Here is a 14,498-nt window from a genome sequence, read left to right as displayed (position 1 = left end):
AGGGCATGACCGGCCGGCATTGCCGCCGGTCATCGCCCATGCACCCGCACGGCGTGGCGCGCTGCCTATAATCGCAGCGCTCTGACCGGGACCCCGCAATGCCGCACGGCCTGCCGCGCAAGATCCGTATCGCCTTCATCCTGCAGGCAGTGCTGGCCAGCCTGGGCATCCTGCTGGGTGCGTGGCTGGTCTCGCTGGTGATCAAGCACAGCCTGGTGGGCGCTGCCCTGCGCGAAGAGGCCGCGTACTACTGGACGCTGCACGAAGCGTCGCCGGTGCAGCCGCCGCCCAACACCCAGAACATCCGTGGCTACCTGCTGGAAAGCGGGCAGTCGGCACTGTCGTTACCGGCCAACCTGCGCAATCTGGAACCCGGCTTCCACGAACTGCCCAAGGACGACCAGCTGGTGCTGGTCGATGTGCGCCCGGCCGGCCGCCTGTACCTGGTGTTCCTGCGTTCGCGCGCAGAGATGCTGGCGTTCTGGTTCGGCATCGTGCCGGTGCTGCTGACCCTGCTGGCGGTGTATGGCGCCAGCTGGGTGACCTACCGTGCGTCCAAGCGCCTGGTGTCGCCGGTGAACTGGCTGGCACGGCGCGTCTCGCGCTGGGACCCGGGCCACCCCGAGGCGGCCGACCTGGAGCCGAACAAGCTGCCCGCCGACATGCAGGGCGAGACCCGGCAGCTGGCGGCGGCGCTGCACTCGCTGGCAAACCGGGTCAGCGCGCACGTGGCGCGCGAGCGCAATTTCACCCGCGATGCCAGCCATGAACTGCGTACGCCGCTGACCGTCATCCGCGTTGCCAGCGACATGGCACTGGGTGATGAAACCCTGCAGCCGCGCCTGCGCCGCAGCCTGCAGCGCATCCAGCGGGCTGGCCGCGACATGGAAGCGGTGATCGATGCGTTCCTGATCCTCGCCCGCGAGGCCGACGTCGAACCGCAGATCGAGCTGTTCGACGTCAACGACATCGTCCGCTATGAAGTGGACAACGCCAATGAACTACTGGGGTCCCGCCCGGTGTCGGTGCACCTGCACAGCGATGGCCCGGTGCAGCTGCATGCGCCGCCGCGGGTGCTGCAGGTGGTGGTCAGCAACCTGGTGCGCAACGCGTGCAGCTACACCGACGAAGGGCGCATCGACGTGCACGTGCACAACGATCGGGTGGTGGTGCGCGATACCGGTATCGGCATGTCCGCCGAAGCGCTGTCACGGGCGTTCGAGCCGTTCTATCGCGCCGAACCCAGCCGCCCGCAGGGCACCGGCCTGGGCCTGTCGATCGTGCGCCGGCTGTGCGACCGCTTCGGCTGGAAGGTCAGCCTGGCCAGCGAGCCGGGGCAGGGTACCGAAGCGACGGTCATCTTCCGCTGACGCGGCGACCTGCCGGGGTCGGATCCCGTTGCTGCGCAACGGGCTCTGACCCCATCCTGCTGGAATGTCGGTAGGTCCACGCGATGCGTGGGTGGGGTTGCGGTAGCGCCGGGCCATGCCGGGCGTCCGCAGTCCCTCAGTTGCAGTTGACCTTTGGCGCCACTGCCCTGGTCCAGATCGCATAGCCGGCCGGGGTCATGTGCAGCATGTCCTCGCGGAACAGCGTCGCATCCGGCTGGCCATCGGCACCCAGCATCGGCGTGTAGATATCGATGAAACCGGTATTGGGCAGCTTGGCCAGGGCGGCCTTGATCAGCGCGTTGGCCTCGTTGATCGCCGGCAGCAGGTGCGCACGCGACGGGCTCGGCTTGATCGACAGGTACTCCACCGTGGTCTTCGGCAGGTCGCGGTGCACGCGCTGCACGAAGGCGACCACGTCGTCGCGCACCTGGGTCGCGGTGCGGCCGCTGTTGAGGTCGTTGTCACCGGCGTAGAAGAACACCTTGCACGGCGCATACGGCACCACGATCTGGCCGGCATACCAGGTGCTGTCACGCACTTCCGAGCCGCCGAAGCCACGATTGAACACCGGCTGGCCGGGGAAGTCGGTGGCCAGGCTCTCCCAGAAGCGGATCGAGGAGCTGCCGATGAATTCGATGCCACCGCGCGGCGGCGGGTTGGCCTGGTCGGCGCTGGCGAAGCGCGCCATGTCGCCGGCCCAGGCCACGTTGGAGACCTGTTCGGGGACCCGGGGCGACGTGGCCGGGCCCAGGGCCTGGGCCAGCGGTGCGGCAGTCAGCAGGCCCAGCATCAGCAGGCAGGTACGGCGACGGGACATCAGGCGCTCCAGCAGGGAAGGGGTAACCATCATAGGAGCAGGACGCGGCGTGGCGCTTTCCCCGGGCAGGCCGTTCGCCGCAGCGGCCGGGGGTATGGTCGGCGGCCTTGTGGCAAAATGGTGGCCATCTGCCTATTCCCGTGCACCCATGATTCCCTGCCGTGCGTCTGAGCGGTCGCTGCGCCGCGCCCCTGTTGCTGGATGTTCCACCCGTGGCTGACCAGTTCGGTCATCTGCCCCGCGGCCCGCGCCGCATCTTCCAGGCCGCCCGCTGGTCCTGGCAGGGCCTGCGCGCCGCCTGGCTGCACGAATCGTCGTTCCGGCTGGAGGTCTACCTGCTGATCCTGCTGACCCCGGTCGCGATCTGGCTGGGCCAGACCCCGGTCGAGCGCGCGCTGCTGATCGGCTCGATGCTGCTGGTGCTGGCGATGGAACTGGCCAACTCGGCCATCGAGGCGGTGATCGAGCGCTACGGCAGCGAGATCCACGAACTGGCCGGTCGCGCCAAGGACATGGGCTCGGCGGCGGTGTTCGTGCTGATGATGAACGTGCTGCTGTGCTGGGCCCTGGTCGTGGTTCCGCACGTGTTGGCCGGCAGCTACGGCTGAAATCCCATTCCCCCACTGCCTTGAAGAGTTCCCATGTCCTTTGAGTTCCTCGCCGACCCCAACGCCTGGGTGACCCTGTTCACCCTCAGCGCGCTGGAAATCGTGCTCGGCATCGACAACCTGGTGTTCATTTCCATCGCGGTCAGCAAGCTGCCGGAAGAACGCCGCCCGTTCGCGCGCAAGCTCGGCATCGCGGTGGCCTGCATCACCCGGATCGGCCTGCTGGTGTCGCTGGCCTACCTGGCGCACATGGCCGCCAACCTGTTCACCGTGGCCGGCATGGGCATCTCCATCCGCGACCTGGTGCTGATCGTTGGTGGCCTGTTCCTGATCATCAAGGGCTGCATGGAGATCAAGGAACTGATCAGCGGCGGCGAAGATGAAGATCCCAGCACCACCAAGGCCTCGGCCGTGTTCGGCTACGTGATCGCGCAGATCGCGGTGATCGACATCGTGTTCTCGCTGGACTCGGTGATCACCGCCGTCGGCATCGCCGACCACATCCCGGTGATGGTGGCCGCCATCCTGCTGTCGGTGCTGGTGATGCTGCTGGCTGCCAACCCGCTGGGCCGCTTCATCGATGCCAACCCGACGGTGAAGATGCTGGCCCTGGCCTTCATCCTGATGATCGGTGCGGTGCTGATCCTGGACGGCCTGGACGTGCACGTGCCCAAGCCCTACATCTACGCCGCGATGGGCTTCTCGGTGCTGGTGGAGTGGCTGAACCTGCTGATGCGCCGTCGCGCCCGCGAGCACAACGTGCCCGGCGCCGGCAACTGGTAAGCGCGTGATCCCTAACCCCCGGCCCTGCCGGGGGTTCTTCGTTGTGGATGCGAGGTCATGTAGAGCCGAGCCCATGCTCGGCTGACCGGCAGGAAGCAGCCGAGCATGGGCCCGGCTCTGCACCGGCGCTGCGGTTTTTGCATATGTAGCGGGGTTGCGGCCTCCACTTGTGAACCAGGATCAACAGTGTTTTCCCGGGGCGAGGCTTAATCGCCCGTGGCAAAGCGCGCAGGCTGCGCACCTGCCCGTTTCCGCCCCCAGGAACCCCCATGACCTCCAGAGCCGCTCTGCTGGCCCTTGCCGTCGGTGCATTCGCCATCGGCACCACTGAATTCGCCCCGATGGGCCTGCTGCCGGTCATCGCCGACGGTGTGGGCGTCGGAATTCCTACCGCGGGCATGCTGATCACCGCGTATGCCGTCGGCGTGATGCTCGGCGCGCCGGTGATGACCCTGCTGATGGGCCGTTTCGGCAAGCGCACCGCGCTGATGCTGCTGATGTCGATCTTCGTGGTGGGCAACCTGCTGTCCGCGTTGGCGCCGAACTACGGCCTGCTGCTGCTGTCGCGGCTGGTCACCAGCCTCAACCACGGTGCCTTCTTCGGCATCGGCGCGGTGGTCGCCGCCAGCCTGGTGCCGAAGGACAAGCAGGCTGCTGCCGTGGCCACCATGTTCATGGGCCTGACCATCGCCAACATTGGCGGCGTGCCGGTGGCCACCTGGGTGGGCCAGCAGCTGGGCTGGCGCCTGTCCTTCGCCGGGACTGCGGTGCTGGGCCTGGTCGCGATCACTGCGCTGGGCTTCGCGCTGCCGGCGTCTGCGCCGGGTCCGCGCCCGGACGTGCGCCGCGAACTGAAGGCGATCCTGCAGCCGCAGGTGTTGCTGGCGATGGGCACCACGGTGCTCGGGGCGGGTGCGATGTTCACCCTCTACACCTACGTGGCGCCGGTGCTGACCGAACTGACCGGCGCCTCCAACACCTTCATCGCGATGTCCTTGGCGCTGATCGGTATCGGCTTCACCTTCGGCAACGGCATCGGTGGGCGCATGGCCGACTGGTCTCTGGATGGCGCCACCCGCATCCTGCTGGCGGCGCTGGCCATGCTGATGTTCGTGCTGCCGCTGGCCTTCATGAGTCACGCCACCGCGGCGGTGGGTGTGTTGCTGTTCGGTGCGGCGACGTTCGCCATTGTGCCGCCGCTGCAGATCCGGGTGATGCAGGCGGCCAGCGAAGCGCCGGGCCTGGCCTCGTCGATCAACGTAGGTGCGTTCAACCTCGGCAATGCCGTAGGCGCGGCGCTGGGTGGTGCGGTGATCAGCTCGGGGCTGGGGTACGCGGCGGTGCCGGTCGCCGGTGGCCTGCTGGCGGCGGTGGGATTGCTGCTGGCATGGCTGGGGCGTCCCCGTACTGCGGTGGCTGAAGCTTGTTGAATGATGTGGGGTTCCGGCAGGGCTTGCAGCCCTGCACCCGCCGAAGCGGTAGTGCCGGCCGCTGGCCGGCACCCTCAACGTCAAAAGCTGGTTTGCTGAGGGTTGGGCGGGGCGGTGTGGGCGTGCAGGACACGCCGTAAACCCATCCCTGGGGGCTCGTAGGCGCCATCCATGGCGCCTGCGGTCCTGCACGCCCACACCGCCCCACCCCTGACAGTTTCCCGCGGTCTGGCGGAACTGCACGGGTCGGATCCCGTTGCTGCGCAACGGGCTCTGACCCTGATTCTGCTCTGATAGGTGTCGACCTTGGTCGACACGAATGCCTGGAGTATCGGCTTCTGCAGAGACTAGTGCGTGGATGGATCGGACTGGCTAGTGTTTCTTTACTACGGCCTCGTCAGGGCTCCAGTTGTCGTCTGTACCATCCTGCAATGATTCCGGCACCGTCCAGATAAGTACGCCGGAGTCCTTGTCGGCAAATTGATGTGCATGGACCCAGAGCTCCGTCCCCGCTCGATTGAATGCAAGGGATTTCAATGCGATTCCTTCTGGAATGGCGAGGCGCGAGACGTGCTTGCCGGAATCCATGCGCCAGACATCGACGTAACGGCCCGGCGAAGCGCCTGTAACCGTCATCGCGAGCAGCCTGCCATGAGCCGTACGTGCCAGTGCCTGAGTACCAGTTTTTCGTTCAACCTCAAATGCTGCTTCCCCGGTGGAAAGACGATGAATGCGAAGAACTTCCCTCTGGTCTGTTGGATCACGAGCTTCTTCGGCAACCCAGTCGCCCGCGGCGCTCCCTAACACCAAGCGTCCAGTGCTTCCGGACCTCAGTGGAAAGCTCTTGACCACATCGCCTGAAGCAGGTGCAACACCCACCAGGCCGCAACTCGTGAACCAGAAGAGTCCGTCTCCCAGATCGGGTGCCGGACCTGAGGAGCAGGATTGCATGTAGCCAAAGACGCGCCGCCTCAAGTTGGTTCTGTCTTTCCATAGCTCCTTCATCGCGATGACTTCTCCTGATCCTGTGTCCATGATCCGCTCAGGGAAGCGCTCTTCTGTCGCCATGTGAGACTCCGAGTAGAGATAGGAGTTGCCGTCTACATCGAGTTGCCACCGAGGCGCCATGGTGCTCTGCATACAACGGTTGCTTCGGATGGACCCAGTCGCATCAACGCTGATCTGCACAGGGCAGGACGTGAGAATCTGTTGCGTCAGACTTGGCACGGTTGCGATCAGGACCCATAACCGCCCCTTTCGGTCGACCTTTGTCTCGATCATCCGCTGACTTTCACCCATTCGCCAAGCCACGACGCCCCCGTCCTTCTTCGCGGCAACGTAGCCGTATGACCTGTTGGAGGCTGACGTGACATGGAATTGGTCACTGGATAGCGAACGAATCTGGCCAGAGTTGTTGCCCGGTTGAATCCTCTGGATTGGGAGCCACTGCAGCATCGTCGTCGCGCCATCCATGGGCAGACGAGGGGCGATGCGCTGAACCGGCGTCTCTTCGCTTGGATTGAACAGATTCGAGATGACATCCAATGATCTTTCAGGGCCCGCCGGGAGCGTTGATACCAGCGCCTGCATCTGGTCTGAGAATTCCTGGCTGGCGTGGTTCTCCGTGATCATCTCGGTCTCCCAATGCGGGTAGGGCACACCGGCGACCCCCGGAATGGAGGCGAAGGCTTTCCATTTGACACGGCGTTGTTCCTGGCGCCGTTCCGCATACCAAAGCAGCGTTTGCGAAGGAGCGCCTGTCATATCCGTCAGGTCGATCAAAACAACGTGCTTGTCGCCTGACCTGCGTCGCGCAGTGTCAATGTGGGAACTGGAGAACGTCAGTCGATCCACTGTCAGATCAGTGAACGAGCCACCTGTGGGATCGAGATCGGATGGAGACAGCTGTTCTACGTAAGTACGCCAGCGCGACTTCTCTTCGGGGGCGATGACCCCCAACGTGGCCGCTACATCGATTGCATCAAGCTTCTTCGCGAACACGATTGCACTTTTCTCAGGGTGGAAGTGCCCGTAGACCTTCATCCACGCCCGCTCCATGTCCCCCAGGATAGGTTGAGCGCCATCCCTCTGGCGGAATGAGCTGGAAAAATAGTCTCGTGCACGAAGCGCAGTGCTGACCTCCTGCGTCGATGCGGACACGATGTAAGCCTTGCCCATATAGCTGTCACCCTCTACGTGAAGCAGCATGTCCCGGGTCTTGGCATCGGCTGGCGTGGTGAGGGCAGGCGGGATAAGGACAGGCCCGGACGTCGGAGCATCCCGCGTGGGCCCCGGGGTTGGCTGGGCGCAAGCCGTAGGTGTGAGTACAGCGATGATGGCTGCTGTTGGAATAAGTCTGTGCATGATTGAGGTCCATGCCCATTTCCCGACCGATGGCTGCTGCATCTGAGCGGGCGGGCAGTTCAAGTGCGGGATTCCTGAACTATCTGATGCGGAAACTGTGCTGAGCCATGCAACAAGTACGAAATGGGCCCGCGATTGCCCTGCCCGGAGGACCTGGCCGACGGAACGCGGAAGCCAGGGGCAGAGCCGCCCCCAGGCCTAGTTCAGGCAATGCGCCAGACCCATCGCTTCAGCGACCTCCTGGCCTGGACCGGTCGGCCCTGCCGGATTCCTGTTCATCTCCACACGTTCGTTAACACCGACCGTGGCATGCTCGGCGCCAAGCCCACCCGGAACCTCCGCCATGCGCCTGTTCACCCGTGTCCTGCCCCTGATGCTGCTGGCCTCCCTGTTGTCCGGCTGCGGCTACAACGCCATCCAGCAGAAGGATGAGGCGGTCAAGGCCAGCTGGTCGGAAGTGCTCAACCAGTACAAGCGCCGCGCCGACCTGGTGCCCAACCTGGTGCAGACCGTGAAGGGCTTCGCCAGCCAGGAAGAGCGCGTGCTGACCGAAGTCACCAACGCCCGTTCGCGGGTTGGCCAGATCAACGTCAACGCAGATGACGAGGCCTCGCTGAAGCAGTTCCAACAGGCCCAGGGCGAACTTGGCAGTGCGCTGTCGCGGCTGCTGGTGGTCACCGAGAACTACCCGGTGCTGAAGTCCGACCAGAATTTCCGCGACCTGCAGGCGCAGCTGGAAGGCACCGAAAACCGCATCACCGTTGCCCGCGGCCGCTACATTCAGCAAGTGCAGGACTACAACACCTACATCCGCTCGTTCCCGCAGGTGATCACCGCCAAGATCTTCGGTTACAAGACCAAGCCGAACTTCACCGTGGACAACGAAGCGCAGATTTCCAACGCACCGGCGGTCGATTTCGGCAACGCGCCGCAGCAGCCGGCGCCGCAGCCGGGCCACTGACCGATGCGCCTGGCCACTGCGCTGCTGGCCCTGCTGCTGTGGCTGCCGCTGGCGTCGCAGGCGCAGCAGCTGGCGCCGATTCCGGCGCTGGATTCGCCGGTGGTCGATACCACCGGCACGCTGGATGCCGCGCAGAAGCAGGCGCTGGTACAGCAGGCGCTGGACCTCCAGCAGCGCAAGGGCAGCCAGCTGCAGGTGCTGGTGGTGCCCAGCACCCAGCCGGAGGACATCGCCCAGTACACCACGCGGGTCTTCGACCAGTGGCAGATCGGCCGCAAGGGCGTGGATGACGGCGTGCTGCTGGTGGTGGCCAAGGATGACCGGCGTGTGCGCATCGAGCCGGGCTATGGTCTTGAAGGCGCCATCCCCGATGCCATCGCCAACCGGGTCATCCAGGAATACCTGGTGCCGCGTTTCCGCAGTGGCGACTACGCCGGCGGCATCACCGATGCCACGGCGGTGCTGGTCAAGCTGATCGATGGCGAAACGCTGCCGGCACCGGTCAGCGGCCATCGTGGGCGGGAACCCGGCGGTGGCGGCGATACCTGGTTCCTGGCGCTGTTCATCGGCGTGTTCGCTGGCAGCATCCTGCGCGGCGTGTTCTCGCGCGTGCCGCGCCCGCTGCGTGGCCTGCTCGGTGGCGCGGGTGCAGCGCTGGCGGCGTTTCTGTTCACGTCCACGCTGCTGGCCAGTGGCCTGGCGGGCGTCGTGGGCCTGATCGTTGCCATGCTCTCCGGCCACCCGGGCCGCTTTGCCGGTGGCGGCGGCTGGGGTGGTGGCAGCTGGGGCGGCGGAGGCGGCTTCGGTGGCGGTGGTGGATTCGGCGGTGGCGGCGGTTGGGGCGGCGGTTGGGGCGGCGGTGGTGGCCGCTCCGGCGGTGGCGGTGCTTCGGGGGGCTGGTGATGATCCAACGACTGTGTCGCCACGTGTTTTCCCCATCGGTACGGCGCGCGTTCCCGCCGGCCACGCTGCAGGCGATCACCGAGGCCATCGCGGCCGGTGAGCAGCGCCATGGCGGGCAGGTGATGTTCGCGGTGGAAGCGGACCTGCCACTGGCCGCGCTGTGGCACAAGGTCACCCCGCGCCAGGCGGCCGAACACGCCTTCGCGCGCCTGCGCACCTGGGACACGGCCCACAACAACGGCGTACTGATCTACCTGCTGCTGGCCGACCACGCCATCGAGATCGTGGCCGACCGGGGCCTGCACGGCCGGGTCAGCCCGGCGCAGTGGCAGCGGGTCTGCACGCATCTGCGCGAGGGGCTGCGTGGTTCCAATCCGGTGGAAGCGCTGCAGGATGCCATCGACGAGGTCTCCAGCCTGGTGGAAGGGCACTTTCCGGCCTCGACGCGGTCGAACGATGACGCGTTGCCGAACTCGCCGCAGATCCTTGGTTGAGCCGGGGCGGCACTGGCCCGAGAATAGGCGTTCAACCGCAAGGCACCTTCCATGATCTATTTCCACGACATCGACCCCATCGCCCTCTCGCTGGGGCCGATCAAGGTGCATTGGTACGGCATCATGTACCTGCTGGGCTTCACCGCCGCCTGGCTGCTGGGCCGCAAGCGCATCGCCGCCGGTCGCCTGCCGGGCGTCGACGCCAATGGATTCTCCGACCTGCTGTTCTACGCCATGCTCGGCGTGGTGCTGGGTGGGCGCATCGGCTACATGCTGTTCTACGCGCTGGGCGATTTCCTGCACAACCCGCTGCTGCTGTTCAAGGTGTGGGATGGCGGCATGAGCTTCCACGGCGGCCTGCTCGGCGTGCTGGGCGCCTGCTGGTGGTGGTCGCGCAAGCACGCGCTGCACTTCTTCGACACCATGGATTTCATGGCGCCGCTGGTGCCACTGGGCCTGGGCTTCGGCCGCATCGGCAACTTCATCGGCGCCGAGCTGTGGGGCAAGTACACCGACGGCACCTGGGGCGTGGTGTTCCCTTCCGGCCTGCCGGCGCCGCTGAACCAGCTGGACCATGCGACCCTGCAGTCGCAGTTCGCCACCGGCGCCCTGAACCAGTTCGCCCGTCATCCGTCGCAGCTGTATGAAGCCTTCCTGGAAGGCCTGGTGATGTTCGTGGTGCTGTGGGCCGTGTCGGCCAAGCCGCGCCACCGTTACCTGGTCGGCGGCCTGTTCGCGCTGATGTACGGCCTGTTCCGCTTTGCCGTGGAGTTCGTGCGCATGCCCGACAACGGCGTCTACGTGGCCTTCGACTGGCTGACCCGTGGTCAGATCCTCAGCCTGCCGCTGATCGCCTTCGGCCTGGTGCTGCTGGCGATGTCGCGCCGCGCGCCGGTGCTGCAGCCGCAGCTGCCGGTGGTCGCCGAGGACAAGGCATGAAGGCTTACCTGGACCTGCTCTCGCACGTGCTCGAACACGGCGCGGAGAAGAGTGATCGCACCGGCACCGGCACCCGCAGCGTGTTCGGCTGGCAGATGCGCTTCAACCTCAACGAAGGCTTCCCGCTGGTCACCACCAAGAAGCTGCACCTGCGCTCGATCATCCACGAGCTGCTGTGGTTCTTGAAGGGCGACACCAACATCGGCTACCTGAAGGACAACCAGGTACGCATCTGGGACGAGTGGGCCGATGCGAACGGCGACCTCGGCCCGGTCTACGGCAAGCAGTGGCGCAGCTGGGCCACCGCCGATGGTCGCGAGATCGACCAGATGCAGTGGCTGGTGGACGAGATCAAGCGCAACCCCGATTCGCGGCGGCTGGTGGTCAGCGCCTGGAACGTGGGCGAGCTTTCGCAGATGGCGTTGATGCCGTGCCACAACCTTTTCCAGTTCTACGTGGTGGATGGCAAGCTCAGCTGCCAGCTGTACCAGCGCAGCGGCGACATCTTCCTTGGCGTGCCGTTCAACATTGCCAGCTACGCGCTGCTGACCCACATGGTTGCGCAGGCCACCGGCCTGGGCGTGGGCGACTTCGTGCATACGCTGGGCGATGCGCACCTGTACTCCAACCATTTCGAGCAGGCCCGCGAGCAGCTGGCGCGCGAACCGCGCGCGCTGCCGAAGCTGTGGTTGAACCCGGACGTGACCGACCTGTTCGGCTTCCAGTTCGACGACATCCGCATCGACGGCTACGATCCGCACCCGGCGATCAAGGCGCCGGTGGCGGTGTGATTGATGTTTGGCATGCTGCGTATCAGCTGGTGAGACCTGACTGATGCAGATTGTTTCTCGGATTCACTAAGTGGAGGAGCAATGAGCAAACATTCACGAAAGGCACGGGAAAAGCTGGCGGAAGGCTTGATGTCGATGTCCGGCTCCCTGGCCGTTGCATTGACTGTTGGTGTGTTGATTACTCCTCTCCTGGCAGTCGCCAATGCGGCGGTCGCGGGAAAGGATGTGGACCTTTGGGTCATGATTACTGACCTCAAGCCGACTACTGCGGCAATACTGTTCCTGCTCTATTGTTCAGCGGTTGCGACAGTACTCGGTGGACGTAGCGCGGCGATGAAAATCTTCAACGAGTTGTATCCGGACAAATGAAGCTGTCGATGATCGTGGCGTTGGACCGCAACCGTGGCATTGGCCAGGGCAATGCAATGCCCTGGCACCTGCCGGATGATTTCAAGCACTTCAAGGCGCTCACCCTGGGCAAGCCGATCCTGATGGGGCGCAAGACGGCCGAGTCGATCGGCCGCGTACTGCCGGGGCGGACCAACCTGGTGCTGACCCGCAGCGGCCAGGTGCCGTTCGAGGGCATGCGGGCGGTGGCGTCGCTGGACGAGGCGAAGGCGATTGCCGAACGCGAGGGCGCCAGCGAGTTGTGCATCATCGGCGGCGGCGAGATCTTCCACCAGCTGCTGGACCAGGCCAGTGACCTGTGCCTGACCTGGGTGGATGCCGAAGTCCCCGCCGATACCCATTTCCCCGAGGTGGATGCGCAGGACTGGCGGGAAGTGAGCAGCGAGCCGCACCCGGCCGACGAACGCCATGCCCACGCGTTCCGCTTCGTGCACTACGTGCGCCGCTGAAGATGGTTTCCTGTAGAGCCGAGCCATGCTCGGCTGCTGTTGCCGGACACATCCCGTAGCCGAGCATGGCTCGGCTCTACAGGATTGCCTACGGCATCCGGTAATGCCCGATGATGGCGTGCTGGAACAGCAGATTCTCTTCGCGCGTGCCGCGCGCGATGTTGTGCAGCACCAGCGGCGTGCCGTTGGCCAGCCTGCGGTCGGAGACGATGCCCACGTGCAGCAGGCCGTTGCCGTTGAGCTTCCAGGCGACGATGTCGCCGGCTGCGTAGTCGGCGGCGAGGGCCGTGATCGGCTGCTGCCAGCCCTGCCGTTCGAACCAGCGCATCAGGTTCGGTACGCGGCGATGATCGATGTTGCGATCCGGTCGTGACAGGCCCCAGATCGCCGGATAGGCACTGAAGTTGCCGCGCATGTCCTCATGCACGCGGGCCTGCAGGTCCACGTCCAGGCTGCGCAGCGCGCGCACCACCACGTCGGTGCACACGCCGCGATCAACCGGGACGTCTCCACCGGGATAGGCCAGCACCTGGTAGGCAGGGTCGTAGCGGGTGGTGACGCCGATCTGCGCGCGCGCTGCAGCCACCAGTGGCGGCGAAGGCGCCTGCGGTTGCGATGGCGTGCGGCCGGCGTTTCCGCCGCCGGTGGGGGCCGGGGCCGAAGTGGGCTGGCAGCCGCTGGCCAGGGCCAGCGTCAGCAGCACCATCCATGGTGCCCAGCCGCGCCGCGTCATGCCTGCGGTGGGGGACTGCTGTTGCCGGGGCCCGCGGCGCCACCACCACCGCCACCACGGCGACGACGACGGCGCGGGCCGCGATTGCCCGGGGTGCCGGCCGGAGCGTTACCGCCGCCCTGTTCCTTGCCCTGCGCCGACGCAGCCGGGCGCTCGTGCGCCGGGCGGGCGGGCGGGCGGGCGTTGGGCACGGGGGCGGGTACATCGCGGCCTGGTACCTGCACCACGCGCAGTTCATCGGTATCGAGCTGGATGGCAGTCAGCTTGCCGCCCCACACCGCGCCGGTGTCGATGGCGTGCACGCCCTGGGTGATGGTCAGGCCCAGCGCCGACCAGTGGCCGCAGACGACCTTGAGGTCACGCTCGACGCGACCCGGCACTTCGAACCAGGGATACAGCCCCTGTTCCTGCGTGCCCGGCGTGCCCTTGTCCTCGATGCCGATGCGCCCACGCGGGGTGCAGTAGCGCATGCGGGTGAGCACGTTGATGATCGCGCGTGAACGGTCGTAGCCGGACAGGTTCGGTGCCCAGCTCGGCTTGTCGCCGTACATGTTGCGGAACAACTTGCGGTAGCCGGCGCCGTGCAGCTGTGCCTCGACTTCGGCGGCATGCTTCTCGGCCATCTGCGTGGTCCACTTCGGCGCCAGGCCGGCGTGCACCATCATCCAGCCCAGCTCGCGGTCCACGTGCACCAGCTTCTGCAGGCGCAGCCAGTCCAGCAGTTCGTCGCGGTCCTCGGCCTGCACGATGCGCAGCAGGTCCGGGTTGACCTTGCGCTGTTCCTCTTCGGTGCGGGCACCGACGGCCAGCAGCGAAAGGTCATGGTTGCCCAGCACCACCACGCTGTGCTCGCGCAGCGAATGAACCAGCCGCAGTGTTTCCAGGGACTGGCCACCGCGGTTGACCAGGTCGCCGCAGAACCACAGGGTGTCCTGCGCCGGATCGAAGCGGATCTTCTCCAGCAGCCGCTGGGTGACGTCATAGCAGCCCTGCAGGTCGCCGATCGCCCACACACTCATCGTTCGGCCTCCGTGTCAGTGCAGGGTACGCGGGATGGCCAGCACGAAAGGTGCGACCGGCGCGGCAAATTCGGTGCCGTCGTCGGCGACCATGTCGTAGTGGCCCTGCATGGTCCCGTGATCGGTCCCCAGCATGACACCGGACGTGTAATGGAAGTCTTCACCGGGACGCAGGCGCGGCTGCTCCCCGATCACCCCGTCGCCATCGACATGCTCGACGCGGCCGTTGGCGTCGGTGATGCGCCAGTGGCGTGCAACCAGGCGCGCGGCAACGCGCCCCTGGTTGTGGATGCGGATCGTGTAGGCGAACGCATAGCGCCCGTCTTCCGGCGCGGATTGATCGTCGAGGAAGCGCGGTGCGACTTCGACGGAGATGGCATAAACGTCAGCGTCTTCCATACCGGCAGT

General features: G+C 65.8%; 16 protein-coding genes. 11 read left to right on the top strand and 5 right to left on the bottom strand.

Annotation, left to right across the window (positions count from 1 at the left end):
* Positions 1-98: 98 nt before the first annotated feature.
* Positions 99-1,370 carry a HAMP domain-containing sensor histidine kinase gene (locus V3B41_RS10985; protein WP_049428856.1) on the top strand — a complete coding sequence of 424 codons (1,272 nt, stop codon included), beginning with the start codon at positions 99-101 and terminating at the stop codon, positions 1,368-1,370.
* Between the two features lie 136 nt (positions 1,371-1,506).
* Here the strand turns inward: V3B41_RS10985 and V3B41_RS10980 are convergent, their stop codons facing one another.
* Positions 1,507-2,208, bottom strand: coding sequence for a GDSL-type esterase/lipase family protein (locus V3B41_RS10980; protein ID WP_197620266.1), 702 nt, complete (start codon positions 2,206-2,208; stop codon positions 1,507-1,509).
* A gap of 212 nt (positions 2,209-2,420) precedes the next feature.
* Between V3B41_RS10980 and V3B41_RS10975 the strand changes: the two genes are divergently transcribed.
* The 3 genes from V3B41_RS10975 (at position 2,421) to V3B41_RS10965 (ending at position 5,029) form a co-directional block, all read left to right on the top strand.
* Entirely contained in the window at positions 2,421-2,816 is a 396-nt protein-coding gene (locus V3B41_RS10975) for a diacylglycerol kinase (protein ID WP_197620267.1), read from the top strand.
* A gap of 33 nt (positions 2,817-2,849) precedes the next feature.
* Complete coding sequence (locus V3B41_RS10970; RefSeq protein ID WP_005408127.1) at positions 2,850-3,599, top strand: TerC family protein; 750 nt, start codon at positions 2,850-2,852, stop codon at positions 3,597-3,599.
* 269 nt (positions 3,600-3,868) lie between these two features.
* Positions 3,869-5,029: an MFS transporter gene (locus tag V3B41_RS10965; protein ID WP_197620268.1), complete on the top strand. Its 1,161-nt coding sequence runs from the start codon at positions 3,869-3,871 to the stop codon at positions 5,027-5,029.
* Between the two features lie 372 nt (positions 5,030-5,401).
* Here V3B41_RS10965 and V3B41_RS10960 read toward each other — a convergent pair whose 3' ends face one another.
* Positions 5,402-7,237 (bottom strand): hypothetical protein, encoded by a 1,836-nt coding sequence (locus V3B41_RS10960; RefSeq protein ID WP_049428853.1) that lies wholly within the window; start codon positions 7,235-7,237, stop codon positions 5,402-5,404.
* A 499-nt stretch (positions 7,238-7,736) separates the two neighbouring features.
* On the opposite strand from V3B41_RS10960, the gene V3B41_RS10955 reads away from it, so the two are divergent.
* The 7 genes from V3B41_RS10955 (at position 7,737) to V3B41_RS10925 (ending at position 12,338) form a co-directional block, all read left to right on the top strand.
* The gene (locus V3B41_RS10955; protein WP_049428852.1) at positions 7,737-8,354 is read left to right on the top strand and encodes a LemA family protein; all 618 of its coding nucleotides are present in this window, start codon (positions 7,737-7,739) and stop codon (positions 8,352-8,354) included.
* Between the two features lie 3 nt (positions 8,355-8,357).
* Positions 8,358-9,257 (top strand): TPM domain-containing protein, encoded by a 900-nt coding sequence (locus V3B41_RS10950; RefSeq protein WP_049428849.1) that lies wholly within the window; start codon positions 8,358-8,360, stop codon positions 9,255-9,257.
* On the top strand, positions 9,257-9,751 hold the full coding sequence (locus V3B41_RS10945; protein ID WP_286070995.1) for a TPM domain-containing protein: 495 nt from the start codon (positions 9,257-9,259) through the stop codon (positions 9,749-9,751). The genes V3B41_RS10950 and V3B41_RS10945 overlap by 1 nt, the downstream gene beginning before the upstream one ends.
* A 51-nt stretch (positions 9,752-9,802) precedes the next feature.
* Positions 9,803-10,690, top strand: coding sequence for a prolipoprotein diacylglyceryl transferase (gene lgt, locus V3B41_RS10940; protein ID WP_329861046.1), 888 nt, complete (start codon positions 9,803-9,805; stop codon positions 10,688-10,690).
* Positions 10,687-11,481, top strand: a complete 795-nt coding sequence (locus V3B41_RS10935; protein WP_197651048.1) for a thymidylate synthase — start codon at positions 10,687-10,689, stop codon at positions 11,479-11,481. The genes lgt and V3B41_RS10935 overlap by 4 nt, the downstream gene beginning before the upstream one ends.
* An 81-nt stretch (positions 11,482-11,562) precedes the next feature.
* Positions 11,563-11,850, top strand: a complete 288-nt coding sequence (locus V3B41_RS10930) for a hypothetical protein (protein WP_065179687.1) — start codon at positions 11,563-11,565, stop codon at positions 11,848-11,850.
* Positions 11,847-12,338, top strand: a complete 492-nt coding sequence (locus V3B41_RS10925; RefSeq protein ID WP_329861042.1) for a dihydrofolate reductase — start codon at positions 11,847-11,849, stop codon at positions 12,336-12,338. The genes V3B41_RS10930 and V3B41_RS10925 overlap by 4 nt, the downstream gene beginning before the upstream one ends.
* 88 nt (positions 12,339-12,426) lie before the next feature.
* On the opposite strand, the gene V3B41_RS10920 is transcribed toward V3B41_RS10925, so the two are convergent.
* Genes V3B41_RS10920 through apaG form a run of 3 tightly spaced genes read right to left on the bottom strand, consistent with a single transcriptional unit; the run spans position 12,427 to position 14,489 of the window.
* Positions 12,427-13,071 carry a DUF1287 domain-containing protein gene (locus V3B41_RS10920; RefSeq protein ID WP_019661117.1) on the bottom strand — a complete coding sequence of 215 codons (645 nt, stop codon included), beginning with the start codon at positions 13,069-13,071 and terminating at the stop codon, positions 12,427-12,429.
* On the bottom strand, positions 13,068-14,090 hold the full coding sequence (locus tag V3B41_RS10915) for a symmetrical bis(5'-nucleosyl)-tetraphosphatase (protein WP_049428837.1): 1,023 nt from the start codon (positions 14,088-14,090) through the stop codon (positions 13,068-13,070). Before V3B41_RS10915 ends, V3B41_RS10920 begins: the two co-directional genes overlap by 4 nt.
* A 15-nt stretch (positions 14,091-14,105) precedes the next feature.
* Positions 14,106-14,489: a Co2+/Mg2+ efflux protein ApaG gene (gene apaG / locus V3B41_RS10910; RefSeq protein WP_005412297.1), complete on the bottom strand. Its 384-nt coding sequence runs from the start codon at positions 14,487-14,489 to the stop codon at positions 14,106-14,108.
* Positions 14,490-14,498 lie beyond the last annotated feature (9 nt).

The sequence above is a fragment of the Stenotrophomonas sp. SMYL89 genome, from assembly GCF_036319985.1.
Classification (GTDB): Bacteria; Pseudomonadota; Gammaproteobacteria; order Xanthomonadales; family Xanthomonadaceae; genus Stenotrophomonas; species Stenotrophomonas maltophilia_Q.
Note: the sequence above shows the minus strand (reverse complement) of the source record. Positions and strands in the feature narration are given on the sequence as shown.